Raw genomic sequence first — 23,503 nt, 5'->3', positions numbered from 1 at the left:
TCATCAGAAAATCTCTTATTGAAATTCACAATAAAGTCATTGTTGTACTCCTGAAAAGTTCTTTCATACTTTTCGTACTCCGAAACATCAATAGAACCAATTGCAGTTCTTTCTTCTCTTAAATCAGTGTAAGTATCCACACCAAAACGAGCTACTACATTAATATTGTCGTTAAACTCATAAGAAGCCTGGAATTTTCCAAAGAAACGAGTTCTGGTATCAGTTTCATAATTCTCATAAAGAGTAAAATATGGATTATCCCAATAGTTTGGATCTGTATCGTTATAAGCCTGTGGATTCCAAGTAGTATTATCCTTTGTTAAAAGGTAAGCATTCTCTTGTTCTTTTAGATCCACATTCATTTGGTACCATTGTCTTAACATTTGTACAACATTACCAGCATCGTAACCTGTTCCGTATCTACCTTGTCCAGAAGTTCTGTTAAAAGTAGTTTTAGTATCAAATTTCAATTTGTCGGTAAGATTGTAAGAAGCACTTACATCGATTATATCTTTTTTGATTTTACTATTTTCAAGGATACCTGTTCTGTCATCGTTGGTGTAACCCATACGGAAAGTTCCTTTTTCATTTCCTCCGTCGATAGCAATACTAGTAACACTACTGTATCCATTTTTGAAAATATAGCTAGGTCCATGATCTGGAGCAGACCAAGTACTTTTTTGTCCATATGTATCCAATTCTGGATATAAAGAATTCCATCCAAAAACCTGAGTAGAACCATCAAAAGCACCACCATAAGAAGCATCTTCGTAGTAAGGAACTGCGTAATCATCAGTACCATCACCATCTACATCAATATCATCAAATGAACCTGTAGAACCATAGTAAGCACCGTAACCTGCACCATACTGATATTGGTATTCTGGGAAAGTTTTCTTGTCATATGTAGTAACCGACATACTTTGGTTAATCGTAACCCCAATGCCTTTTTTCGCTTTACCACGTTTTGTTGTGATTAAGATCACACCATTGGCAGCATCAGAACCGTAAAGAGCCGAAGCAGTTGCACCTTTCAGTACAGAAATAGACTCGATAGATTCTGGATCGATATCCGAAGCAGCATTACCATAATCGTAACCCCCTCTATTTGTTGATGCATCAGTAGTATTTGTATTACTATTACTAATAGGTACCCCATCAACAACAAACAACGCCTGATTATTTCCTGTGAAAGAGTTAGAACCCCTGATAATAGCATTTACAGAACCACCAATTTGTCCTGACTTTTTAATAGAAAGACCACTTACTCTACCAGAAAGAGAACTAATAAAACTATTGTCTTTCGCGGTACTTACGTCATCGCCGCCCACTTCCTGAACAGCATAACCCAGTGATTTTTTCTCTTTTGTAATACCCAAAGCTGTTACAACAACCTCATCCATTCCGATGGATTCTGTTTCCATTACAGCATTAATTACAGTTTTGTTTCCAACTGTAATTTCCTGAGTAATCATTCCCACAAAGCTAATCAACAAAACATCTGAAGATTTTGCTTCTAAGGAAAATTGTCCATCAATATTAGTACTAGCACCAATAGTGGTTCCTTTTATTACAACAGATACTCCGGGCATGCCCAGACCATCTTCAGCACTGGTAATCGTACCAGAAATCTGCTTGCTTTGCGCAGTCACTACTTGTGTCCCCATAAAAATGAGAAACACAAACAGTCCAATCATTTTTTTCATAAAAAAACTTTTTAGTTAGTAATTAAGTAAAGATGCAAAATGGTTAATGATAATTTTCTGATTATAAAAATAGCATTAAAATTCCTTTTAACAAAAATTAACACCCCTTTAACAATTGCCCTAAGCATGACAATTATCATGAATAAGCGTACACACCCCTATTTTGGGGTACCCTTCAAAATATTTTACAAACAGATTGAGATTTAAAAATCAAGACGATAGCATCTTTTAATCAGATAAAAGACATGCAGGCAAAAAAAAATAAAAAAAAGTGTTTTTTTATCAAAAAAAAATCCTTCAAAGTCAAAATAACCTATAAAATTAACCAAATACTCCCCCAAATAGAAGAGTTAACTCCCCATAAAGATCATTCTTTTCATTCTCTAGTATTAAAAAAATGGGGTATATACATAATTTCCCAATAAAATAGCAATTCTAAATAGGCATTGAGAATCCCAAAATTCCACCTGCGGGCTTAGACACAATATTTGAATTTATTACATTTGGTAAAATTTAACTAAAATGAATAGAGCACTATCAAAATTAAAGCCTTCGGAAATATGGAATCATTTCGAAGATATTTGCCAAATTCCAAGACCCTCGAAAAAAGAAGAGCAAATAATCGACTTTCTACTACAATTTGGCAAAAAGCTGAATTTGAAATGTAAAAGAGATGAAATTGGCAATGTTCTAATAAGTAAACCAGCAACTCCAGGTCTAGAGAACCTGAAAACAATTGTTTTACAATCTCATATTGATATGGTTTGTGAAAAGAACAATGAAACACTTCATGATTTTGAGAAGGATCCCATTGTGCCATGGATTGATAATGGATGGGTAAAAGCAAAAGGAACAACTCTTGGCGCCGATGATGGCATTGGTATGGCAGCAGAAATGGCTATATTAAACTCAACCGATATTGAACATGGTCCTATCGAATGCCTGTTTACGGTCGACGAAGAAACTGGATTATCGGGTGCATTTGCCTTACAGCCAGATTTTTTCAAAGGCAATATCTTATTGAATCTGGATTCGGAAGATGAAGGAGAACTATTTATTGGTTGTGCCGGCGGAATTGACACAATGGCAACAATCACCTATTTAAAGGAAGAGCTTCCCAAGGGGCATTTCGCCGTTAGAATTGACGTAAATGGTCTTTTGGGTGGTCATTCTGGCGATGAAATAAACAAAGGCCGGGGCAACTCGAATAAACTACTCAACCGTTTCCTTTGGCAACTCAATAAAAAATATGGTATTCGCATTGCACATTTCGATGGAGGAAATTTACGAAATGCAATTCCTCGTGAAGCTCATGCCATCATTACCTTCCCATCAGAATTTAAAGAAAATGTTCGTGTAGATTTAAATATTTATGCAACTGAAATGGAAGAAATTTGGAAAATTAGCGAACCCAAGCTAAAAATAAGCTTAGAATCAATAGATAAGCCACGTTTTGTTATTGACAAAAAAAGTTCTTCAAGTTTATTAGATGCTTTATACGCATGTCCTCATGGCGTTTTTTCGATGAGTTCAAAAATGCCAGGCATGGTAGAAACATCCACCAACCTTGCATCTGTAAAATTTAAAAATGACAATCATATTGTAATTACAACTTCGCAAAGAAGTGATGTGGATAGTGAAAAATACAATATTGCGCAAATGGTAGGAATCACATTCACCATGGCCAATGCTAAAATAGAACACAGCGAAGGATATCCAGGCTGGACTCCCAACCCAGATTCAGAGATTTTAAAAGTGGCCGTGAATTCATACAAAAAACTTTTTGGAAACGAACCTGTAGTCCGTTCTATTCATGCAGGCCTTGAATGCGGCTTATTTTTGGAAAAATATCCCAATATGGATATGATTTCTTTTGGACCTACGCTAAGAGATGTACATTCTCCTGACGAAAAGATAAATATTGAAACAGTTCAGAAATTTTGGAAACATCTGCTGGATATTCTTAAAAATACACCAAGCATTGATTAAATTCTAAAGTAGGATAAAAGAGCAATGGTGATTCATAAAATATGAATCGCCATTATTTTGGCCACATATGGAGCTGTTAAGCCAAAAAACCGGATAAAGCAATATACTAACCCCCTCGAAACACTTGCACAACTACTAATTTAGGCTTTAAACAACGGAGAAAGTCCAGTGTCTGTTCTTTTTTTATTGTCAATTTGCAGTGGATAATACTTATTAACATTCAACATATCGCTATTAACAAACAAAAAACGAACGTTGGTCAACTTATATTATTTACAATGATTTTTCATAAATCAAACACAAATAATTTCCTTTTTGTATTTAGATAAAAAGAGTAGTTTTGTGAGCAATTTTTAAATACTAATGAAGTGAAGCAAGAAGTCTACAATAGTATAGAAACATGGTTCAATAGCTATGTTGAGGGTTTTGAAAATGAAAATGAAAAAGATAATATTATCTTAAAACGAGACCACTCCTTTCGAGTAGTTAAGTTGACCAAAGAGCTTGGAGAAAAATTAGATTTATCAGATTCAGACATTCTACTAATTCAGTGCATAGCATTACTTCACGACCTTGGAAGATTTAAACAATTAGTTAACTACGGTACATTTTCCGACACCGATGAAATAAACCATATTCAATTAGGGTTAGCTACCCTTACTGAACATGATGTCTTAGCCGAACTAAACGAAGAGGAAAGAAACATTGTATTAGAGTGCATCACCTACCATCATGAACCAGTGTTGCCAAAAAACATCAATTCCTTGGCCTTGCCTTTAATCCAAGTCCTTAGAGATGCAGACACTATTGACATTCTCCACATTGTTTCAAACTACTACTTAAACAATAAAATAGGCACAAACAAAAGACTGGAAATGGAACTATCCGATAAACCTGATGTTTCAAAAAAAGTCTATCAAAGTATCATGGACGAAAAACAGGTTGCTTTTAAAAACATTTTAACCATTAACGATCTTAAGCTTTATCAAATGTCTCTTATTTATGATCTAAACTTTAAGATAAGCTTTAAAATCATCAGCGAAAAAACCTATTTAAAACAAATCTTTGAAACTCTGCCTAAGAAAGATCTTGTAATTGATATGTACCGACAAATGAAGATTTTCCTTGAAAATCAGCTCTAGTTGTAAAACACCCACAAAGCTTATCTAGACTTATTAAAAATAAAATAGTGTATTTTTATAATTTATATTGAATAATGTATATATTTACACCAGATTATTATTCAATAAAAGATTAAACAATGAGGGATATAGTTTGCAACTGTCAAATGGTGGACAGAAAAACCATAAATAAGGCAATTCACCAAAAAAATGCAACAACAATAGAGGAAATAAGAAGGTACACTGGAGCTAATACTGGCTGTGGAAAATGCATGAGCTACATCAATAATATCCTAGATACAGAAGTTCCAAAGGTGGCCGTTAAAGTTGAGAACACAAGCCAAAGCAAATTTAAACTTTGGTAAAAACATAAAGCTTCGGAAATTCCGAAGCTTATTTTTTTAGATATTCTTACTTAACGTATAGAAGTAACAGTACTCCTAAGGTAGATTTTATTGATATCCTACCCATCTTTTTAATGCAGCTACAAGCTAGATATTTATGACTTTTCAGAATTAAATCAGTATTCTAACTTTTCTTACCAATTTCTCATCCTTCAAATCCACTAAATTCATAACAACATCACCTAGAATAGTAAATCACAAACATCATAGATGTTTATATGGCTGGAAAAGTCAACTCCTTCCACATAATCACTCTAATAACTAGAAAGTGAGAATATAGTATGTTAGAATAAAACCAAGACTATTCTTAATTCTTATACATACAAAAAGGGTTACCGAAACTGGCAACCCTTTTAAATATCCATAATGAAGTTTTTTTACATCAAGAAACTCAATAAAATACCAGCACCAACTGCCGATCCAATCACACCAGAAACATTTGGAGCCATTGCGTGCATCAACAAGTGGTTAGTAGGATCATTTTCCAATCCCATAACCTGAACAACTCGTGCACTATCAGGAACTGCAGAAACACCAGAGGCACCAATCATAGGATTAATAGGCCGGTCTTTTGGTGAAACCCAATTCATTATTTTGGCAAAAATTACACCTCCAGCCGTAGCAACAATAAAGGAAGCTGCCCCCAATCCAAAAATCAAGATAGAATCCTTAGTTAAGAAAATATCAGCCTGAGTAGATGCACCAACAGTAACACCTAACAAAATTGTAATTGTATTGATTAACGCATTACTTGCAGTATCGGCCAAGCGATTAGTTACGGTTGATTCTTTAAGTAGGTTACCAAAGAACAACATACCCAAAAGAGGCAATGCTGTAGGAGAAATAAAGGCAGTTAACAACAAACCAATAATTGGGAAAATAATTTTTTCAAGACGAGTTACAGCACGAGGAGGCTTCATCTTAATTTTACGTTCTTTTTTAGTGGTTAGTAAGTTAATTATTGGTGGCTGAATTACAGGTACCAAAGCCATATAAGAGTAGGCTGCAATTGCAATAGGTCCAATCAGATTTTTCACTGTTTCACCATTTGCCATTACATTCATACCATTGGCTAGTTTCGAAGATAAAAAGATGGCCGTAGGACCATCAGCCCCTCCAATAATTCCAATTGCACCAGCTTCGGGCGGTGCAAAACCTAACCAAAGAGCGCCTAAAAAGGTAGCAAAAATACCAATTTGAGCTGCTGCTCCTAAAATCATCAATCGAGGATTACTGATTAAAGATGAAAAGTCGGTCATGGCGCCAATCCCCAAAAAGATTAATGGAGGGTACCAGCCGTTTACTACTCCTGAATACAGGATGTTCATGACCGAGCCTGGCTCATAAATACCCAATTTCAAGTTGAAATCAACAGCTTGAAACATAGGTATATTACCAATAATAATACCCATTCCAATAGGAATTAAAAGCAAAGGTTCATAGTCATACTTAATGGCTAGAAAAATAAAAAACAAGCCAATCAACACCATAAACAAGTGTCCTGCAGTGACATTCGCAAAACCAGTAAATTCGTAAAAATTCTTAAGACCAACTACAGCTCCTGAGTTATTTTCGCAATTAAGACTGGGGTTCCCAAAAACAAGAATATCCCCATCTATTTTTGCAATACGCGTGCCTAGATCGAGATTTTCATTTGTTGTTAGGTAACTGTTCGAACTTGAGTTTGGGTCGAGATTTTTAGAGAGATGAGTCACAATTTGGGGGTGATATGTCATAATCACATTTTCACCTTGCACTTCCCAATTTCCACTAAACCGCTGTTTTACCGAATCCATGATAAATGTTTTATCATTTTTGAATTCGAAAATTTTATATCTTTTTACTGTTTTATCAGAAATTCCAGTCGGACTGGGGATATAACCATCTACATGATTTACCCATTTCCCTGTAGTTAATTTCGCTGCGGTATCAGATGATTTTTGGGCAATGGAGTTAAAAGCCAACCCCATTACCAAAATCATAGAGAATACCAATGAATAAAGCTTTCTCATTTATATCGTTTTTGCATTTTTTATTGAAATATTATGCTATTTCAATCAATACGTCATCCTGAAGTACGCTATCGCCAACTGCAACCTTTATAGCTTTAACAGATCCTCCTTTTTCGGCTAACACATTATTTTCCATTTTCATTGCTTCCATCACCAAAAGAGTATCTCCTGGATTAATAGAATCACCAACTGCAACGTTAATTTTAATAATACTTCCTGGAAGTGGTGCTTTTACAACAGCCGATCCAGATCCACCTTTTTTAATACTACCTTCTCCCGGTTTGTTAACAACCGCTTTACGAACTAATCTAGGAGTTTTCGATGCTTTTTCCTCAACTTCTACATCAACATCATAACTCGTTCCGTTCACTTCAATTTTGGCTTCTGATCCTTGAAAATCTTTGATTTCAACATCATATTCCTGCCCTCTTATTGTAAATTTGAACTTCTTCATTTTGATTATCTTGGTTGATTCATTACTCCATAGATCTTGGAACTCCATGGTGAATAATTCTTTGTAACTTTTTTAATTGTGATGATGTTACTTTCTTCATCGTGATTCTGGTTAGAATGCAAATACAAAGCCATAGCTATTGCAGCATTTACACCATCTTCGATGTCTAAATCATCAGTCTCGGCGCTAGGCTTACCTGCTTTAGCCAACTTCTTCCTCAAGTTAAGTTGCAAAAGCTTAGGTAAATTAATAAACACAATAACTAGTAGAACCAACGCAATAAATACGATTGAATAACCTACAATAGCTACTGTCCATCCACCTTGACTTCCTATAGATAAAATATTCATTAACATAGAACAATTTTTTACAATGGAATATTAGAATGTTTCTTAGGTGGATTCACTTGCTTTTTAGTCTGAAGAGACTGAAATGCGCGAATCACTCTAAAACGAGTATTACGTGGCTCAATTACATCATCGATATAACCATATGATGCTGCATTGTATGGATTTGCAAATGCTTCGTTGTACTCAATTTCGGTATCAGCAATAAATTTCGCTTTATCAGCTTCATTTAATTCTTTCATTTTTCTACCGTGAAGCACTTCAATTGCACCTTTAGCACCCATAACAGCAATTTCTGCCGAAGGCCATGCATAATTTAAATCACCACGAAGTTGCTTACAAGACATTACATCATGAGCACCACCATAAGATTTTCTTAGAGTAATAGTTACTTTTGGTACAGTAGCCTCACCATAAGCGAACATTAATTTCGCTCCATGAGTAATGATACCACCAAACTCTTGACTTGATCCAGGTAAGAAACCAGGAACATCAACCAAGGTTAAAATTGGAATATTGAAACAGTCACAGAAACGGATGAATCGAGCTGCTTTTCTTGAAGACTCAATATCAAGTACACCGGCAAGGAAACTAGGCTGATTTGCTACAACACCTACCGACATTCCACCCATACGAGTAAAACCAACGATAATATTTTTAGCATAGTGACGGTGAACCTCTAAAAATTCAGCATCATCAGCAATCGTATAAATTACATCCTTCATGTCGTAAGGCATGTTCGGATTTGCAGGAATGATTTCGTTAAGAATATCATCCATTCTATCGATTGGATCAGTACATTTTGTAATTGGAGCTTCCTCCAAATTATTTGAAGGCATGTAAGACAAAAGCTTACGGATAATCATAATCCCTTCCTCTTCGTCTTCCAACATAAAATGAGACACTCCAGATTTAGAAGCGTGCATTTTAGCACCTCCAAGATCTTCAACAGAAATATCTTCACCAGTTACTGTCTTAACAACTTTAGGACCTGTAACAAACATGTAAGATTTTTCTTCCGTCATCATGATAAAATCAGTAAGAGCTGGAGAGTAAACAGCGCCCCCTGCACAAGGACCGAAAATTGCAGAAATTTGAGGAATCACCCCTGAAGCAAGAATGTTTCTTTCAAAGATCTCAGCATATCCTGCTAAAGCAGTTACACCTTCCTGAATACGAGCTCCTCCTGAATCATTCAATCCAATTACCGGTGCACCCATTTTCATGGCCATGTCCATAATTTTACAAATCTTCTGAGCGAATGTTTCTGACAAAGACCCTCCAAAAACAGTAAAATCCTGAGAGAATACGAAGATCAAACGTCCATCAACCGTACCTTGACCGGTAACAACTCCATCCCCTAAGAATTTTGTTTTTTCCATTCCAAAATTGGTACAGCGGTGAGTAACAAACATGTCAAATTCCTCGAAACTTCCCTCATCAAGAAGCATATCGATTCGTTCTCGAGCTGTATATTTGCCTTTCTTGTGTTGAGATGCGATTCTTTTCTCACCTCCACCAAGCTTAGCCTCAGCTCTTAAATCAATTAACTTTTTAATTTTTTCCTGACTAGCCATAACTTATTGAGTTATTATTGTTATTGAGTATTCTTATTTGTTACCACAAAGCTCTGTCAACACACGCTGAGTTGATTTTGGATGTAAAAACCCAATTTTCAATCCTTCTGCTCCGTTACGTGGTGCTTTGTCAATAACCTGGCAGCCTGCCTCTTGAACATCGGTCAATGCTTGTTGAACATCATCAACAGCAAAGGCCATGTGGTGCATTCCACCTCCTGTTTTGGCAACAAATTTACCAATAGGACCTTCAGGATCTGTAGATTCCAACAACTCAATTTTGGTGTCCCCAACTTTAAAAAAAGCTGTTTTCACTTTCTGATCAACAACTTCTTCAACAGCATAACACTCTAATCCCAATACTTTTTCATAAAAAGGAATTGCTTCATCTAAACTTTTTACAGCTATACCAATGTGTTCAATATGCGATGGTTTCATAATTATATATATTTTAAATTAAATGTTCATGACAAAAATATCGAATTGAAAAACGTCAATCAATAATCTGCAACATTATTAAACTTGTTTTTCAACATATATTATAAAAAAAAGGACAAGATCACACTTTCCCTTTAAAAATCAAACAAATAAGAGTTTTCAAAAACCGCTTTCTCTTCTTAATTTAGAAATACATGCTTCGAAAAGCGTGTAAACACTTTTTTTCAAAAGTATCCATTTTTTTTACGGTACTCAAAGAAAATCTCTTTTCCTTTAAAACAGAAATATTTTTTACTATTACTCAACATACCGACCATTAAATATTCACATTTATTGACAAATAAAAAAAAAGTATAACACGTATAAAAACGGCTGTTTATCAAGATTTGAATTTCATTTTTCATGTAATAGGGATAAATCTCTGCAAAATCCTCTACTCATCGCATCGGTTTTTCTTTAACTGTGTAAAGTCTTTTACTTATATTTGCAGCTTGAAAACATCTTTCAGCCATTATTATAAATAATTTAAGTAGATTCTAAGATGATACTATTCTTTAAAAAAGACGCAGTACACTTTGTTGTTCAGACAACTAGCCAATTGAACGGATTGGATACAGACAAGCTTTCCTGGCTATTCGGAAATGCCTCGCAAATCCAAGAGGAGGAAATTATGGCATTTTTTGTAGGTCCCAGAAAGGAAATGATTACTCCTTGGAGTACAAATGCCGTTGAAATCACTCAAAACATGGGCATTACTGGAATTCTTAGAATCGAGGAATTTCTAATGGTTTCTAACGATAAAGCAGAGTATGATCCAATGCTTCAAGCTTTTTATCAAAAAATAGATCAACATATTTACACCATTGAGAAGCTACCCGATCCAATTGTATCTATCCAAAATATTTCAGAATACAACCAGCAAGAAGGACTAGCTCTTAGCGAAGAAGAAATCGCCTATTTAGATAGTGTAGCCAAAAAAATTGGTCGACCGCTAACCGATTCCGAAGTGTTCGGATTTTCTCAGGTAAACTCAGAACATTGTCGACATAAAATATTCAACGGAAGCTTTGTTATTGATGGAGAAGAAAAAGAATCTTCTTTGTTCCAATTGATCAAGAAAACTTCAAAAGAAAATCACAACCGAATTGTTTCGGCCTACAAAGACAACTGTGCATTCCTAGAGGGACCAAAAGCAGAGCAATTCGCTCCTGCAAGCCACGACAAAGGAGATTTTTTCCAAACCAAAGACATCAACACGGTTATCTCGCTGAAAGCAGAGACCCATAACTTCCCAACTACTGTTGAACCATTTAATGGAGCTGCAACGGGAACTGGTGGTGAAATTCGCGACCGTATTGCAGGAGGTAAGGCTTCGGTTCCTATGGCCGGAACTGCTGTTTACATGACTTCTTACCCACGACTTGAAGCTTCTCGTTCATGGGAAAATGCTACCGACGCAAGAAAATGGTTGTACCAAACTCCCGAAGAAATCTTAATTAAAGCTTCGAACGGAGCTAGTGATTTTGGAAACAAATTCGGACAGCCACTTATTTGTGGTTCTGTTCTTACCTTTGAACATTTCGAAAACAACAAAAAGTATGGTTACGATAAGGTGATCATGCAAGCTGGTGGAATTGGCTATGGCCGTTTCGAACAAGCACAGAAAGATGTTCCTGAAAAAGGTGATAAAGTAGTCCTTTTAGGAGGAGATAATTATAGAATTGGAATGGGTGGTGGTGCTGTTTCCTCTGTTGCTACTGGTGAATTCACTAACTCTATTGAGTTAAACGCCGTGCAACGTTCCAATCCAGAAATGCAAAAAAGAGTTTGCAACGCCATTAGAGCCATGGCTGAAATCGACGAAAACCCAATTGTGTCCATACACGATCATGGTGCAGGTGGTCACTTAAACTGTCTTTCGGAATTGGTAGAAGAAACAGGTGGAAAAATCGACTTGAATGCTCTTCCTGTTGGAGATCCAACTTTATCGGCAAAAGAAATTGTAGGCAATGAGTCTCAAGAAAGAATGGGACTGGTAATCAAAGAAAAAGATGTTGCCCTTTTAACTCGTATTGCAGACCGCGAAAGAGCTCCTATTTACCAAGTTGGTGAAACTACTGGAGACATGCGCTTTACTTTTGAAGACAAAAAAACGGGAAAAAACCCAATTGATCTTGCCTTATCGGAGATGTTTGGAAAACCACCCAAAACGGTATTAACAGATCAAACCCTAAATGAAAAATTCGAAGCAGTTGCTTACGATAATTCCAAAATAGAAGAGTACATCGAAAATGTGCTTCAACTAGAGGCTGTAGCTTGTAAAGACTGGTTAACAAACAAAGTTGACCGCTCGGTAACAGGTAAAATTGCCATGCAACAGTGTGCAGGACCTCTTCAATTACCATTGAATAACTTAGGTGCTGTTGCAATTGATTTTCAAGGAGAAAAAGGAATTGCAACTTCCATTGGACATACTCCCATTGCAGCTTTGGTTGATTCTGAAAATGGATCTCGCTTATCCATTGCGGAATCCTTAACCAATATGGTTTGGGCTCCAATTGAGCAAGGACTAAAAGGAGTGTCATTATCTGCAAACTGGATGTGGCCTTGTAAAAACCCTGGTGAAGATGCCCGATTGTATCAGGCAGTTCAGTCGATTAGTGATTTTGCCATCGAATTGGGAGTCAACATTCCAACTGGAAAAGATTCTCTTTCCATGACTCAAAAATATGGAAGCGATGATGTGGTTTATTCTCCTGGAACAGTGATCATCTCCACTGTTGGTGAAATTATCGACATCAACAAAATGATTTCTCCAGTCTTGAAGAACGAAACCGATTCACAATTAATATATATCGATTTTTCGAAAGATGCTTTCCAATTAGGCGGAAGTAGTTTTGCACAAATCGTTAACAAATTAGGAAATCAAACTCCTGATGTGAAAGATTCGAAATATTTCGCCAAGGCATTCACAACATTGCAGCAGTTAATTCTCGATGAGAAAGTACTTGCCGGACACGATATTTCGGCAGGTGGGATGATTACTGCCCTACTCGAAATGTGCTTTGCAGATAACCGATTGGGCGCAAACATCGACTTGAGTTCGATTCAGGAAGCTGATGTAGTGAAAGTATTGTTCAGTGAAAATCCTGGTGTTCTAATTCAAGTTAAAGATGTGGCTGGCGTTTCTGAAATATTAAACGAAAAAGGCATAGAATTCCACGTGATTGGTTCTTTAGCCGAAGCTGGAAAAATGAACATCACCAAAGGAGAAAAAGTTTTCGATTTAGATATTGAATCTCTACGTGATTTATGGTTTAAAACTTCCTATCTGCTTGACAGAAATCAGTCGGGTAATGATTTAGCTTTGGAACGATTCAAATCCTACAAAGAGAATGCTCTTGAATTCAACTTCCCTGCTAACTTTACCGGAAAATTCGCACAGTACGGAATTGATCCAAAAAGAAAAGACAAATCAGGCGTGAAAGCAGCTATCATTCGTGAGAAAGGTGTGAATGGCGATCGCGAAATGGCTTGGATGATGCACCTAGCCGGCATGGATGTAAAAGACATTCACATGACAGATTTAATTGCTGGGCGTGAAGATCTTTCGGATGTAAACATGATTGTATTTGTTGGTGGATTCTCTAATTCGGATGTTTTAGGTTCTGCAAAAGGATGGGCCGGAGCCTTCCTTTACAACGAAAAAGCGAAAAAAGCGCTCGACAATTTCTACGCTAGAAAAGACACTTTAAGTCTTGGTGTTTGTAATGGTTGTCAGTTAATTTCTGAATTGGGACTCATTTACCCTGATCATGAAAAGCATCCAAAATTACTTCACAACGAATCGCATAAATTCGAATCGGGATTTGTGAGCGTTACTGTTCAGGAAAACAACTCGGTAATGCTTTCCTCTTTGGCAGGAAGTAAATTGGGTATTTGGGTGGCTCACGGAGAAGGTAAATTTGAATTGCCTTACGCCGAAGATCAGTACCAGATTCCAATGAAATACAATATCGATCAGTATCCAGCGAATCCTAATGGATCGCCTTTTGCTACCGCGGCAATTGCTTCAAAAGATGGTCGTCATTTAGCCATGATGCCTCACCTGGAAAGAGCAACTTACCCATGGAATTGGCCTCATTACAACGAAAATAGAATTGATGATGAAGTTTCTCCATGGATTGAAGCCTTTGTGAATGCAAAAAACTGGATTATGGAAAACAAATAATATCAATACATTAACAAGAGAATACCTCCTTACTTAAGGGGGTATTTTTTTTGTAATTACACCAAGTTATACCTATCAATTTTTTAGCTAACTTGTAGATCCAAATAAAATAAGATCTGTATATGAAACAATTTTTACCACTACTCACTATTTTTGGATTGGCATACGCTTGTGCCCCTCCCCATAAAATAAATCAAAACGAAGAAAAATTACCCTCTGCTCAAAACGAAAAAAGAATTCATATTGAGAAACAGATCGCTCCTGGCACTTGCTCTTTGCAAATTGCCAATTGCACAATTATAGAAGAAAACAGCAAAACCTATCTGGTCGGAAACATTGCTTCTATTAAGGCTTATGGTGCGGGTTTCACAAGTTCTTTCGAAAAAGGCCAAAAACTAACAGTGATTCTTACCGAACAACAATTGATGCATTTGAAAGATCTGAAAACAATCTCTTGTCTCATTTCAGATGTCAACGCAATAAAAAATGAATCTCATTTCAAACTGGTAGAGTATCAGCAAGCCATCGAGAAATAAATTCAAATCCATTCTCTTACTCTTATTGCCCCTTCTTAAAAGATCATCAAAAACCATTTGTAACTATAAATCTACTTTTCAAGTTAATTTACTGAGTTGTTCTCAACTTAAACACAAGTACACCAAACAATGTAATCACACCAATTACAGATATTCTGTAACAAAAAATTCAATATGAAATCACTTTTTACACTACTACTTGCTTTCACATTTTCACTAACAGCTTCTGCTCAAAACAAAAAACTAACAGCCGAAGAGAAGGCAAATCTGAACGTCAAAAATATTGTCATTACCGAGGAAACCTATGAGGATATAACAAATCCAACTTTAAATAGAAGAAAGCTTTCTAAAATTGCCGATCAAAATGCAGGAAAACCAAAGCGTGCTGATGATCCTATTTCCAGGATTCAATACGAAATAAGCATTCTAAAAAACCCCCTTACGGGTAGTGTTCCTGCCAACATAAGAAAGTTAGAAAAAGCCTACGTTCTTTCTTCCGCATCAGGATTACAATCGGGTTTAAAAGCCGGGGGATTGTCTTTCACCAATAGCGGCCCTGTAAATGTTGGTGGACGAACAAGAGCTTTGGCCATTGATATGCAGAACGAAAATATCATTCTTGCCGGAGGAACCACTGGCGGCATGTGGAAATCGACCGATAATGGCGAAAATTGGGTCCGTACTACCGATCTGGAAGATCACCCAAGTGTAACCGCTATTGCTCAGGATCCGACAAACCCAATAACTTGGTACTACACTACTGGCGAATTAATTGGTTCTGCCAGCGAAGATGGAGCTCTCTATCGTGGAAATGGTCTTTTTAAATCAACCAATAATGGCGACAGCTGGACTTCTCTTAGCTCTACGGCCTCGAATACTTCAGAAGTTTACGATCCTTTCGATTACTGCTGGAATATCTGTATCGATCCCAATAATGGAGACGTTTATGTGGCGACAGCCGATGGAATCAAACGATCGACAGATGGTGGAAACAGCTGGGCTGATGTGATTGCCAGCGACGCCTACTACGAAGATATTATTTGTACCGACAATGGAATTAAGTACGCTTCACTAAGTGCCGATGGAACAACAAAGGGAATTTACCGATCAGCAACAGGAAATTCGGGCGATTGGGAGAATATTACACCCAGCGCTTTCCCTGCCGATTACGACCGCATTGTTCTGGCATACGCTCCTGGCAGCACCAGCGAAGAGATCCTTTACATTTTAGCACAGACAATTGGCGAAGGAATGCAGGGACATAGTTTCTGGAAGCTAAACTACAGCTCATCCACCAATTATTCCTGGGAAAACAGATCGATGAACCTACCTGAAGGAGGCGATGGCGATCGTGACGTGAATGGCTACGATTCCCAAGGATCCTACAATATGGTAATTAAAGTGGCTCCCGATGATGAAAATATGGTATTCATTGGTGGTACCAATCTATATCGTTCCGATGATGCTTTTGCCACAGAAGCGAGTCCTCTAAGCGTTGGAGAATCATCCGATGCTTCGAACACCTATTGGATTGGAGGCTATGCTACCGAAAACAATGTGAGTCAATACCCCAACCATCACCCAGATGTGCACTCTTTGGTTTTTAAAAGCGATAACTCTACCTTAATTTGTGGTCATGATGGTGGTCTTAGCATCACCACTAATTATAAGAAGAAAAGCGACACCAACTCCAGTGAATCGGCAAGCACTCCGGTCGATTGGACATTCTTAAATAATGGATACCTAACCACGCAAGCCTACACTTTGGCCATCGATCACGATATAACCAACAGCAAGTATATGCTTACCGGATTTCAGGATAACGGAACCTGGCTCGGAAGAAGTGCCTCGGCAAGCCAGGAGTGGGAGTATTTTAATTCCGGCGATGGAAGTTACTGTAGCATTCTGGATTTAGGAGAACATTATTTATCCTCCTCGCAAAACGGAGTTGTTTATCTGGAAACCGATCCTGATGGCAGTAGCTATACCTACACTCGTGTGGATCCGGAAGGGGCTAGCGGACAAAGTTTCATCAATCCATTTATTGTGGATGCCAACAACAGTGAAATTCTTTACTATGCAGCAGGAAATTATATTTGGAGAAACTCGAACATTTTCGAAATTCCTCAACTTCAATACACCGAAGCCACAAAAAATTGGGAGCAGTTAGAAATCTCGAAAATCAGCGGAAGCGTTTCTGCCATAGAATCGTCAACCTTTCCTGCTCATATTTTGTACTACGGAACCTCTTTGGGCAAAGTCTATAAAATTGAAAACGCCCATTCGGAGTGGGCAAAAAGAACCGATATTACGGGCAGCAGCATGCCTTCGGGAAATGTAATTTCTATCGATGCCAATCCTTTAAATGCCGACGAAGTACTGGTTGGCTTTTCGAACTATGGAATTGAAAGTATCTTTAGCACAACCGATGGTGGCCAAAGCTGGTCGGCCGTAAGTGGTAATCTGGAAGAAATAAATGGAGAAAACAACGGACCTTCTGTTCGCTCGGTTTCCTTTATGGTCTCGCCCACCGATACCACCTACTACGCAGGAACCAGTACCGGATTGTACAGCACCACCAGCTTAAATGGTAGCTCAACAATTTGGACTCAGGATGCCATGGATAAAATTGGAACCACAGTAGTGGCCATGATTAAAAGCCGTAGAGATGGTTTTATTGGTGCTGCCACTCATGGAAATGGCGTTTTTACTGCCGACGATGATTTTAGTGCCTCTGCTCCCATCGCCCTAATCGGGATGACCCAAGACACCATTGCCATTGGTGAATCGGTCGATTTTATGAACCGAACAATAGGAGATGGAACAATGAGCTGGGCATGGACTTTCGAAGGAGCCGAAACAGAAACTTCCAGCCTGCAACACCCAACAGATATAGTTTACAATACAACAGGAGAACATAGGGTGACTTTAACTGCAAGCAATGCTGCCGGTTCTAACACTCAAAGCATTAGTGCTGCTATTATTGTAAAAACAGTGGAAACTCAATTTACGGCAAGCGAAACAAGTGTTAGCGTAGGAACTGAAGTGAGCTTTACCAATCAAACTTCAAGTACCAACACTGAACTAAGCTACCAATGGACTTTCCCTGGCGGAACACCCGAAAGCTCAACAGAACAAAACCCCGTGGTTACCTACAATAGCGTAGGAACTTTCGATGTGACTCTTGTTGTTTCCGATACCGAGTACAGCGATACGGAACTAAAGTCGGATTACATCACCGTACTCGATCCTGATGATTTTGATGACCAGCTTCTATACAATATCGATAAAGAATATGAAGATCAGTTGACTCAATATGTATTCACCGGCGACAATGATGGCTATGTAAGCGGGACTACAAACTTAAAAATTGATCAGTTTGCCGAGAAATTTAGCATCACCAATCCCAATTTAAATGCCCTAAAGAGCGTACAAATTTTACCATCGGTGATGCAGTCGAATTCTTCTGATCCTTCCATCAACATTAAAGTTTGGAGCGGAAGCACCGAGCCAGGCGAATTGCTTTACAAAAAAGCCGTTTCCTTTTCGGATTTAATCGTTGGAGAATTTAACGATATCGAACTGGCCTACCCGGTGGCGGTAGACGAAGATTTCTTTGTAGGATATGAAGTTCTTTACGAAATCCCTGTCGACACCTTTGCCGTTGCACATCTCCCTCTCGATGCAGAAGGAGGATGGGACAACACAGCCTATCTTCACTACAGTGATTCCTGGGCTTCCTACCCTTCTATCTTTGGTGGAAGTCCGAACACCTCGCTGGCCATAAAAGCTTTGGTGGGATACGACGCGGGCGCAACCGGCATTAACGATGAGCTGACAACATCAGAGGCCAGTGAACTAAAAATCTATCCCAACCCAATGGTCTACAAGAGTAATGTAAGTTTTCCAAACCAAACCAATCAGCAGTACCGATTGGTAGTAATCGATGCAAGTGGCCGAGTGGTTCGCATCATCGAAAATATCACCGGAAACAATGTGATAATTAACCGGGAACAACTGAAACCCGGAATTCACATCATCAACCTTAGTGGCGAAAAAATATACAAAGGAAAGCTACTTGTGAAGTAAAAAAAACACTAATAATCTAACAAGGGTGCATTCTGAATGCACCCTTGTTTTGAATTAAATAAAACTTATCTATTAGTTTATCATCTAACTACTCAACTGATCGAGTAAACTATCTTCTTCTTCGAAATTAGTATTTGAAAAGTTCAGTGCTGTTTCAATAATTGCCAAATGAGAATATGCTTGCGGGAAATTTCCTAACATTCTCTTCGATACGAAATCAATATCTTCAGCAAACAAGCCGAGATGATTCGAATAGGTGAGTAATCGATCAAATTTTTCTTTTGCTTCTTTTTTTCTGCCAATTTTAAACAAACTGTTAATCATCCAAAACGAACAAATTGTAAATGCCGATTTAGGTGTTCCAAAATCATCTTGATTTTTATACCGATACATCAAACCATCATGCTCTAGTTCCTTTTGAATGGTTAATACTGTCGACTTATACTTTTCATCATTCGCATTGATAAAACCATAGCTTTCCATTAATAATACCGAAGCATCCATGTCCTCAGAACCATAATATTGAGTAAAAGCTTGTTTTTTCTCACTCCAGGCTTTTTTCATGATATTTTCTTTCACCAAATGGCGAAGAATAGTCCACTTTTCTATGTAATAATCTCTTTTTAGTAGTGTTGCTATTTGAACCGCCCTATCAAAGGCCACCCAACACATCACCTTGCTGAAAGTAAAATGAAGACTTTTCCCACGAATTTCCCAAATACCTTTATCTGGCTTTTTCCAATTCTCTTCTACCACCTTCACAATACTCCTTACGATGGTCCATAAATCTTCACTATGCTCTAAAGAATCTTCAAACAATTCGAAATGTTGATGAATTAGATCCAGTAAAATCCCATAGATATCATTCTGCTTTTGTTTGTAAGCTGCATTTCCAACACGGACTGGTTTCGAATCTTCATAACCGGCAAGATGCTCCAATTCATATTCTGAGAGCTTCTTTTCCCCATTAATACCATACATGATCTGAATTTTCTCATTCTTTTTTGGAATGATATCCATAATGAAGCTCAGGTATCGTTTAGCAACATTAAAATGCCCTAGTTGAGTCAATGTTTTAACAACCATCGAGCCATCGCGAATCCAACAAAAGCGATAATCCCAATTTCGTACTTCTCCAATAGTTTCAGGTAAAGATGTGGTTAAAGCAGCTAAAACAGCACCACTTTTCTGATAACTTAAGAGTTTCAACACCAAGGCGCTTCGATTCGCTTCCTCGTTGTATCGTGGCAAGACCTTTGTTTTTTCGCTCCAGTTTAGCCAATAGGTTTTTGTTCTTTGCAATTTCAAATAAATCCGATCAAGAGTTTGATCGAGCAATTTCTGATTGTAACTCACCTGACAAAATTCGTCTTGCACCAGCTCTATAACTTCCTGATTTAGGACATCCTCATTCATAAAGCTAGTATACAAATACAAAGAATCGTAATTTCCTGCTGTTGTATAAGATTTTATAAACCGTTCTTGCGATGACTTATTCTTTGTTTCATTTCGAGCATAATCAAGTTGTGGATCGTACTTAATTCTGAATCGAGGTTTCCCATAAACCAAACGAAAATAACGAATCACATCTGGAGGCATGTAATAATCATTCTTCTCTCCTACATATCGCGGCATAAAATCCAGAACTTCAAAAACGCCATCAACACATTCAAAACGTGTTTTTAATATATTTGTATTTTTTCTATACTCTTGAGTGATATTTGTTGCATTTTCAGGCAAAATTTCAAAACTTCCCCCCTTATTCTTATCCAACAACTTAGCAAACGCAGAAGAAGAGTCAAACTGAGGCAAACACACCCAATCCAATGAACCCTTTTCGGAGACCAAAGCCGCAGTTCTGCAATTTCCTATTACCCCGTAATTTAAATTTTTCATAAAAAAATGCTATTTTAGAGCTATAACTTAAAACCAGTCGGAAAATAAAAATTTTTCATGACTTTCAATAGTTTTTAATCTAAAATTTAAAATACCTTTTATGAATAGAATTCACATTGTCTCCAACAGACTCCCCTTTAGTATTAACGTAGAAGATGAAAATATTGAACTAATTCCAAGTGTTGGGGGATTAGCTACAGGAATGAGATCGGTTTATAAGGAGTTTAATGGAAAATGGATTGGCTGGCCTGGAATTCCTAGCGATGACATTGATGATCGGACAACTGAACGAATTGAAGAAAAACTAAAGGCCGAAGATTGTGTATCCGTTCATTTATCAAAAGAGGAAATAGACTTATATTATGATGGATTTAGTAACCGAACCATTTGGCCACTATTTCACTACTTTGCTCAATACATTGATTATTCGCCCGAACTTTGGGATGCATTTGTAAGTGTCAATCAAAAATTTGCAGACAAAGCTTTGGAAACTCTTGAAGAAGGAGATACAATTTGGATACACGATTATCAGTTACTTTTGGTTCCTGAAATGATTAAATCGAAGAAACCCGGTGTTACCGTAGGTTTTTTCCTTCACATCCCTTTCCCTTCCTTCGAAGTATTTCGAATATTGCCTTGGAGAAAAGAATTGATTCAAGGAATATTGGGAGCCGACCTAATTGGTTTCCACACTTTTGATTACCAACGACATTTTTGCAGTTCTGTTCGTCGTTTAATGGGCTACGAAATTTCTTTCAACCAAATTCACATCGAAGACAGAATTATTATGGTAGATTCTTTCCCGATGGGAATTGACTACAATAAATTTCGGGAAGCGGCCACACAATCCTTTCAAAAGCCACTTCAGGAAAAATCGAAGCTTCACCGTGAATTAGAAAAATATTTTCTGGTATCACCTAACCGCAAACTAATTCTATCCATCGATCGTATGGATTACTCCAAAGGAATTCCAAACCGTTTGCGAGCTTTTTCAAGATTTCTAGAGGAACATCCTGAATTCATTGGCAAAGTAACCTTAATTATGTTGGCGGTACCTTCGCGAGGTACGGTTGAGCATTACATCAACCTAAAAAAGGAAGTTGATGAATTAGTTGGAAATGTAAATGGTAGATTTGGTAGTATTAATTATACCCCAGTTTGGTATTTTTACCGTTCTCTTCCTTTCGAAAATCTAATTGAATTGTATAGCTCTTGCGATGTAGCTTTGGTAACTCCTGTTCGCGATGGTATGAATTTGGTTGCTAAAGAATATGTAGCTTCCAGAACCAACAGAACAGGAGTAATGATTTTGAGCGAAATGGCTGGTGTAGCGAAAGAAATGGGCGAAGCCCTAATCATTAACCCAAACAATATTAATGAAATTGCAGAAGCAATTCATCAGGCTCTAGTAATGCCTTTAGATGAACAACGGGAAAGAATGATCTTTCTGCAAGACAGAATTAAACGATACGATGTTTTCAAATGGGCCAGTGAATTTGTTAAATCACTAGCAAAAGTTGAAAAAATACAGAACTCATTTTACGCTAAGAAAATAAATAGTAAGATCACATTAAATCTTACCAATCAATACAAAGCGGCAAAAAAACGTTCTATTTTCCTTGATTACGACGGCACTTTAACCGGATTTAAATCAAATCCTAACGATGCCAAACCCGACGAAGAACTTCATCAACTTCTATACAAACTAGAGGAAGACCCACGAAATGTAATTACGATTATTAGTGGTAGAGATCGCGATAGTCTCGAAAAATGGTTTGAGGGACACAAAATCAATTTAATTGTTGAACATGGTGTTTGGATTCGCAAATATCAAAAGGAATGGAAAATGCTTGCTAACGCCTCAGATGTGTGGAAGCCAAGTATTCGTCCAACCCTAGAAACTTTTGTTGATCAGACTCCCGGCTCATTTGTAGAAGAAAAAAATTACTCACTAGTTTGGCATTTCCGAAAAGTGGAGCCAGAACAAGCAGAACTGAGAGCCAATGAACTGAAAGATGAGTTAACCACAATGATTGCCAATCACAACCTTGAAATACTAGAGGGTAACAAGGTGATCGAGGTGAAAAGTGGTGGTATTAATAAAGGCATTGCTGCCAACCAATTCCTTCAAAATCAGGAATTTGACTTCATTATTGCCTTTGGGGATGACTGGACTGATGAATACATGTTCCGCCAACTGCCAGAATCAGCTCACACCATAAAAGTAGGTCTGAAAAATACAGCGGCCCAATACAAAGTTGAATCGGTAGCCTCAGTCCGAAAATTGCTGGCTGAATTTGCTGGATAACTAAAAATAGAACAAAGCGGTGAATTTTTTATTCACCGCTCTTTTTTTTTGCAAGACCTTCGAACCAGGAAAAAAACAATTGCCCTCTCCCACTTAAAAAATGCATTTTTCTTGCCTAAATAAAATGAAAATCCCTAATTTCGCACGAACCAAGAAATATAATAATGCAACACAAACAGTTCGATTTCTTACTCATCGGAAGTGGTTTGGCTGGCTTATATTCTGCTGCCTATGCTTCCCAATTTGGGAAAGTGGCCATTGTAACAAAATCGAAGCTTGAAATAAGTAACTCCTACTATGCACAAGGAGGAATTGCTGCAGTAACCGATCCCGAAGATTTTCCACAATATCATTTAGAAGACACCTTAACTGCTGGTCGTGGCTTATGTGAAAGC

15 protein-coding genes are annotated in these 23,503 nt (G+C 37.5%); 8 read left to right on the top strand and 7 right to left on the bottom strand.

The window, feature by feature from the left end; genetic code table 11:
* Window positions 1-1,706: TonB-dependent receptor plug domain-containing protein (locus ABYT26_RS14420; protein ID WP_372755115.1), on the bottom strand; the 1,706-nt coding region annotated here is incomplete at its 3' end.
* A 522-nt stretch (window positions 1,707-2,228) separates the two neighbouring features.
* Between ABYT26_RS14420 and ABYT26_RS14415 the strand changes: the two genes are divergently transcribed.
* The 3 genes from ABYT26_RS14415 to ABYT26_RS14405 all read left to right on the top strand — a co-directional run bounded on the left by ABYT26_RS14415 (window position 2,229) and on the right by ABYT26_RS14405 (window position 5,181).
* Window positions 2,229-3,695, top strand: a complete 1,467-nt coding sequence (locus ABYT26_RS14415; RefSeq protein WP_372755113.1) for an aminoacyl-histidine dipeptidase — start codon at window positions 2,229-2,231, stop codon at window positions 3,693-3,695.
* Between the two features lie 368 nt (window positions 3,696-4,063).
* Entirely contained in the window at window positions 4,064-4,837 is a 774-nt protein-coding gene (locus ABYT26_RS14410; RefSeq protein WP_372755111.1) for an HD domain-containing protein, read from the top strand.
* A gap of 119 nt (window positions 4,838-4,956) precedes the next feature.
* Window positions 4,957-5,181, top strand: a complete 225-nt coding sequence (locus tag ABYT26_RS14405) for a (2Fe-2S)-binding protein (protein ID WP_372755109.1) — start codon at window positions 4,957-4,959, stop codon at window positions 5,179-5,181.
* Window positions 5,182-5,597: 416 nt separating this feature from the next.
* On the opposite strand, the gene ABYT26_RS14400 is transcribed toward ABYT26_RS14405, so the two are convergent.
* Genes ABYT26_RS14400 through mce form a run of 5 tightly spaced genes read right to left on the bottom strand, consistent with a single transcriptional unit; the run spans window position 5,598 to window position 10,048 of the window.
* A complete protein-coding gene (locus ABYT26_RS14400; protein WP_372755107.1) occupies window positions 5,598-7,232 on the bottom strand; it encodes a sodium ion-translocating decarboxylase subunit beta in 1,635 nt (544 codons plus the stop codon).
* Between the two features lie 31 nt (window positions 7,233-7,263).
* Window positions 7,264-7,686 carry a biotin/lipoyl-containing protein gene (locus tag ABYT26_RS14395; protein ID WP_372755105.1) on the bottom strand — a complete coding sequence of 141 codons (423 nt, stop codon included), beginning with the start codon at window positions 7,684-7,686 and terminating at the stop codon, window positions 7,264-7,266.
* Window positions 7,687-7,691: 5 nt separating this feature from the next.
* Window positions 7,692-8,042, bottom strand: a complete 351-nt coding sequence (locus tag ABYT26_RS14390) for an OadG family protein (protein ID WP_372755103.1) — start codon at window positions 8,040-8,042, stop codon at window positions 7,692-7,694.
* An 11-nt stretch (window positions 8,043-8,053) separates the two neighbouring features.
* Window positions 8,054-9,610: an acyl-CoA carboxylase subunit beta gene (locus ABYT26_RS14385; RefSeq protein WP_372755101.1), complete on the bottom strand. Its 1,557-nt coding sequence runs from the start codon at window positions 9,608-9,610 to the stop codon at window positions 8,054-8,056.
* A gap of 33 nt (window positions 9,611-9,643) precedes the next feature.
* On the bottom strand, window positions 9,644-10,048 hold the full coding sequence (mce, locus tag ABYT26_RS14380) for a methylmalonyl-CoA epimerase (RefSeq protein WP_372755099.1): 405 nt from the start codon (window positions 10,046-10,048) through the stop codon (window positions 9,644-9,646).
* 541 nt (window positions 10,049-10,589) lie between these two features.
* Between mce and purL the strand changes: the two genes are divergently transcribed.
* The 3 genes from purL to ABYT26_RS14365 all read left to right on the top strand — a co-directional run bounded on the left by purL (window position 10,590) and on the right by ABYT26_RS14365 (window position 18,904).
* Complete coding sequence (gene purL, locus ABYT26_RS14375; protein ID WP_372755097.1) at window positions 10,590-14,279, top strand: phosphoribosylformylglycinamidine synthase; 3,690 nt, start codon at window positions 10,590-10,592, stop codon at window positions 14,277-14,279.
* A gap of 122 nt (window positions 14,280-14,401) precedes the next feature.
* Window positions 14,402-14,815: a hypothetical protein gene (locus tag ABYT26_RS14370; protein ID WP_372755095.1), complete on the top strand. Its 414-nt coding sequence runs from the start codon at window positions 14,402-14,404 to the stop codon at window positions 14,813-14,815.
* Window positions 14,816-14,989: 174 nt separating this feature from the next.
* Window positions 14,990-18,904, top strand: a complete 3,915-nt coding sequence (locus ABYT26_RS14365; protein ID WP_372755093.1) for a PKD domain-containing protein — start codon at window positions 14,990-14,992, stop codon at window positions 18,902-18,904.
* A gap of 84 nt (window positions 18,905-18,988) precedes the next feature.
* On the opposite strand, the gene ABYT26_RS14360 is transcribed toward ABYT26_RS14365, so the two are convergent.
* Window positions 18,989-20,800: a glycoside hydrolase family 15 protein gene (locus tag ABYT26_RS14360; RefSeq protein ID WP_372755091.1), complete on the bottom strand. Its 1,812-nt coding sequence runs from the start codon at window positions 20,798-20,800 to the stop codon at window positions 18,989-18,991.
* 100 nt (window positions 20,801-20,900) lie between these two features.
* Between ABYT26_RS14360 and ABYT26_RS14355 the strand changes: the two genes are divergently transcribed.
* Together ABYT26_RS14355 and ABYT26_RS14350 are read left to right on the top strand one after the other, a co-directional pair.
* Window positions 20,901-23,108, top strand: coding sequence for a bifunctional alpha,alpha-trehalose-phosphate synthase (UDP-forming)/trehalose-phosphatase (locus tag ABYT26_RS14355; protein ID WP_372755089.1), 2,208 nt, complete (start codon window positions 20,901-20,903; stop codon window positions 23,106-23,108).
* A 164-nt stretch (window positions 23,109-23,272) separates the two neighbouring features.
* On the top strand, window positions 23,273-23,503 hold a 231-nt coding region (locus tag ABYT26_RS14350), incomplete at its 3' end, for an FAD-binding protein (RefSeq protein WP_372755087.1).

The sequence above is a fragment of the Labilibaculum sp. genome (genome assembly GCF_041595635.1).
GTDB lineage: Bacteria > Bacteroidota > Bacteroidia > Bacteroidales > Marinifilaceae > Labilibaculum.
This window is presented reverse-complemented; position numbering and strand designations above follow the sequence as displayed.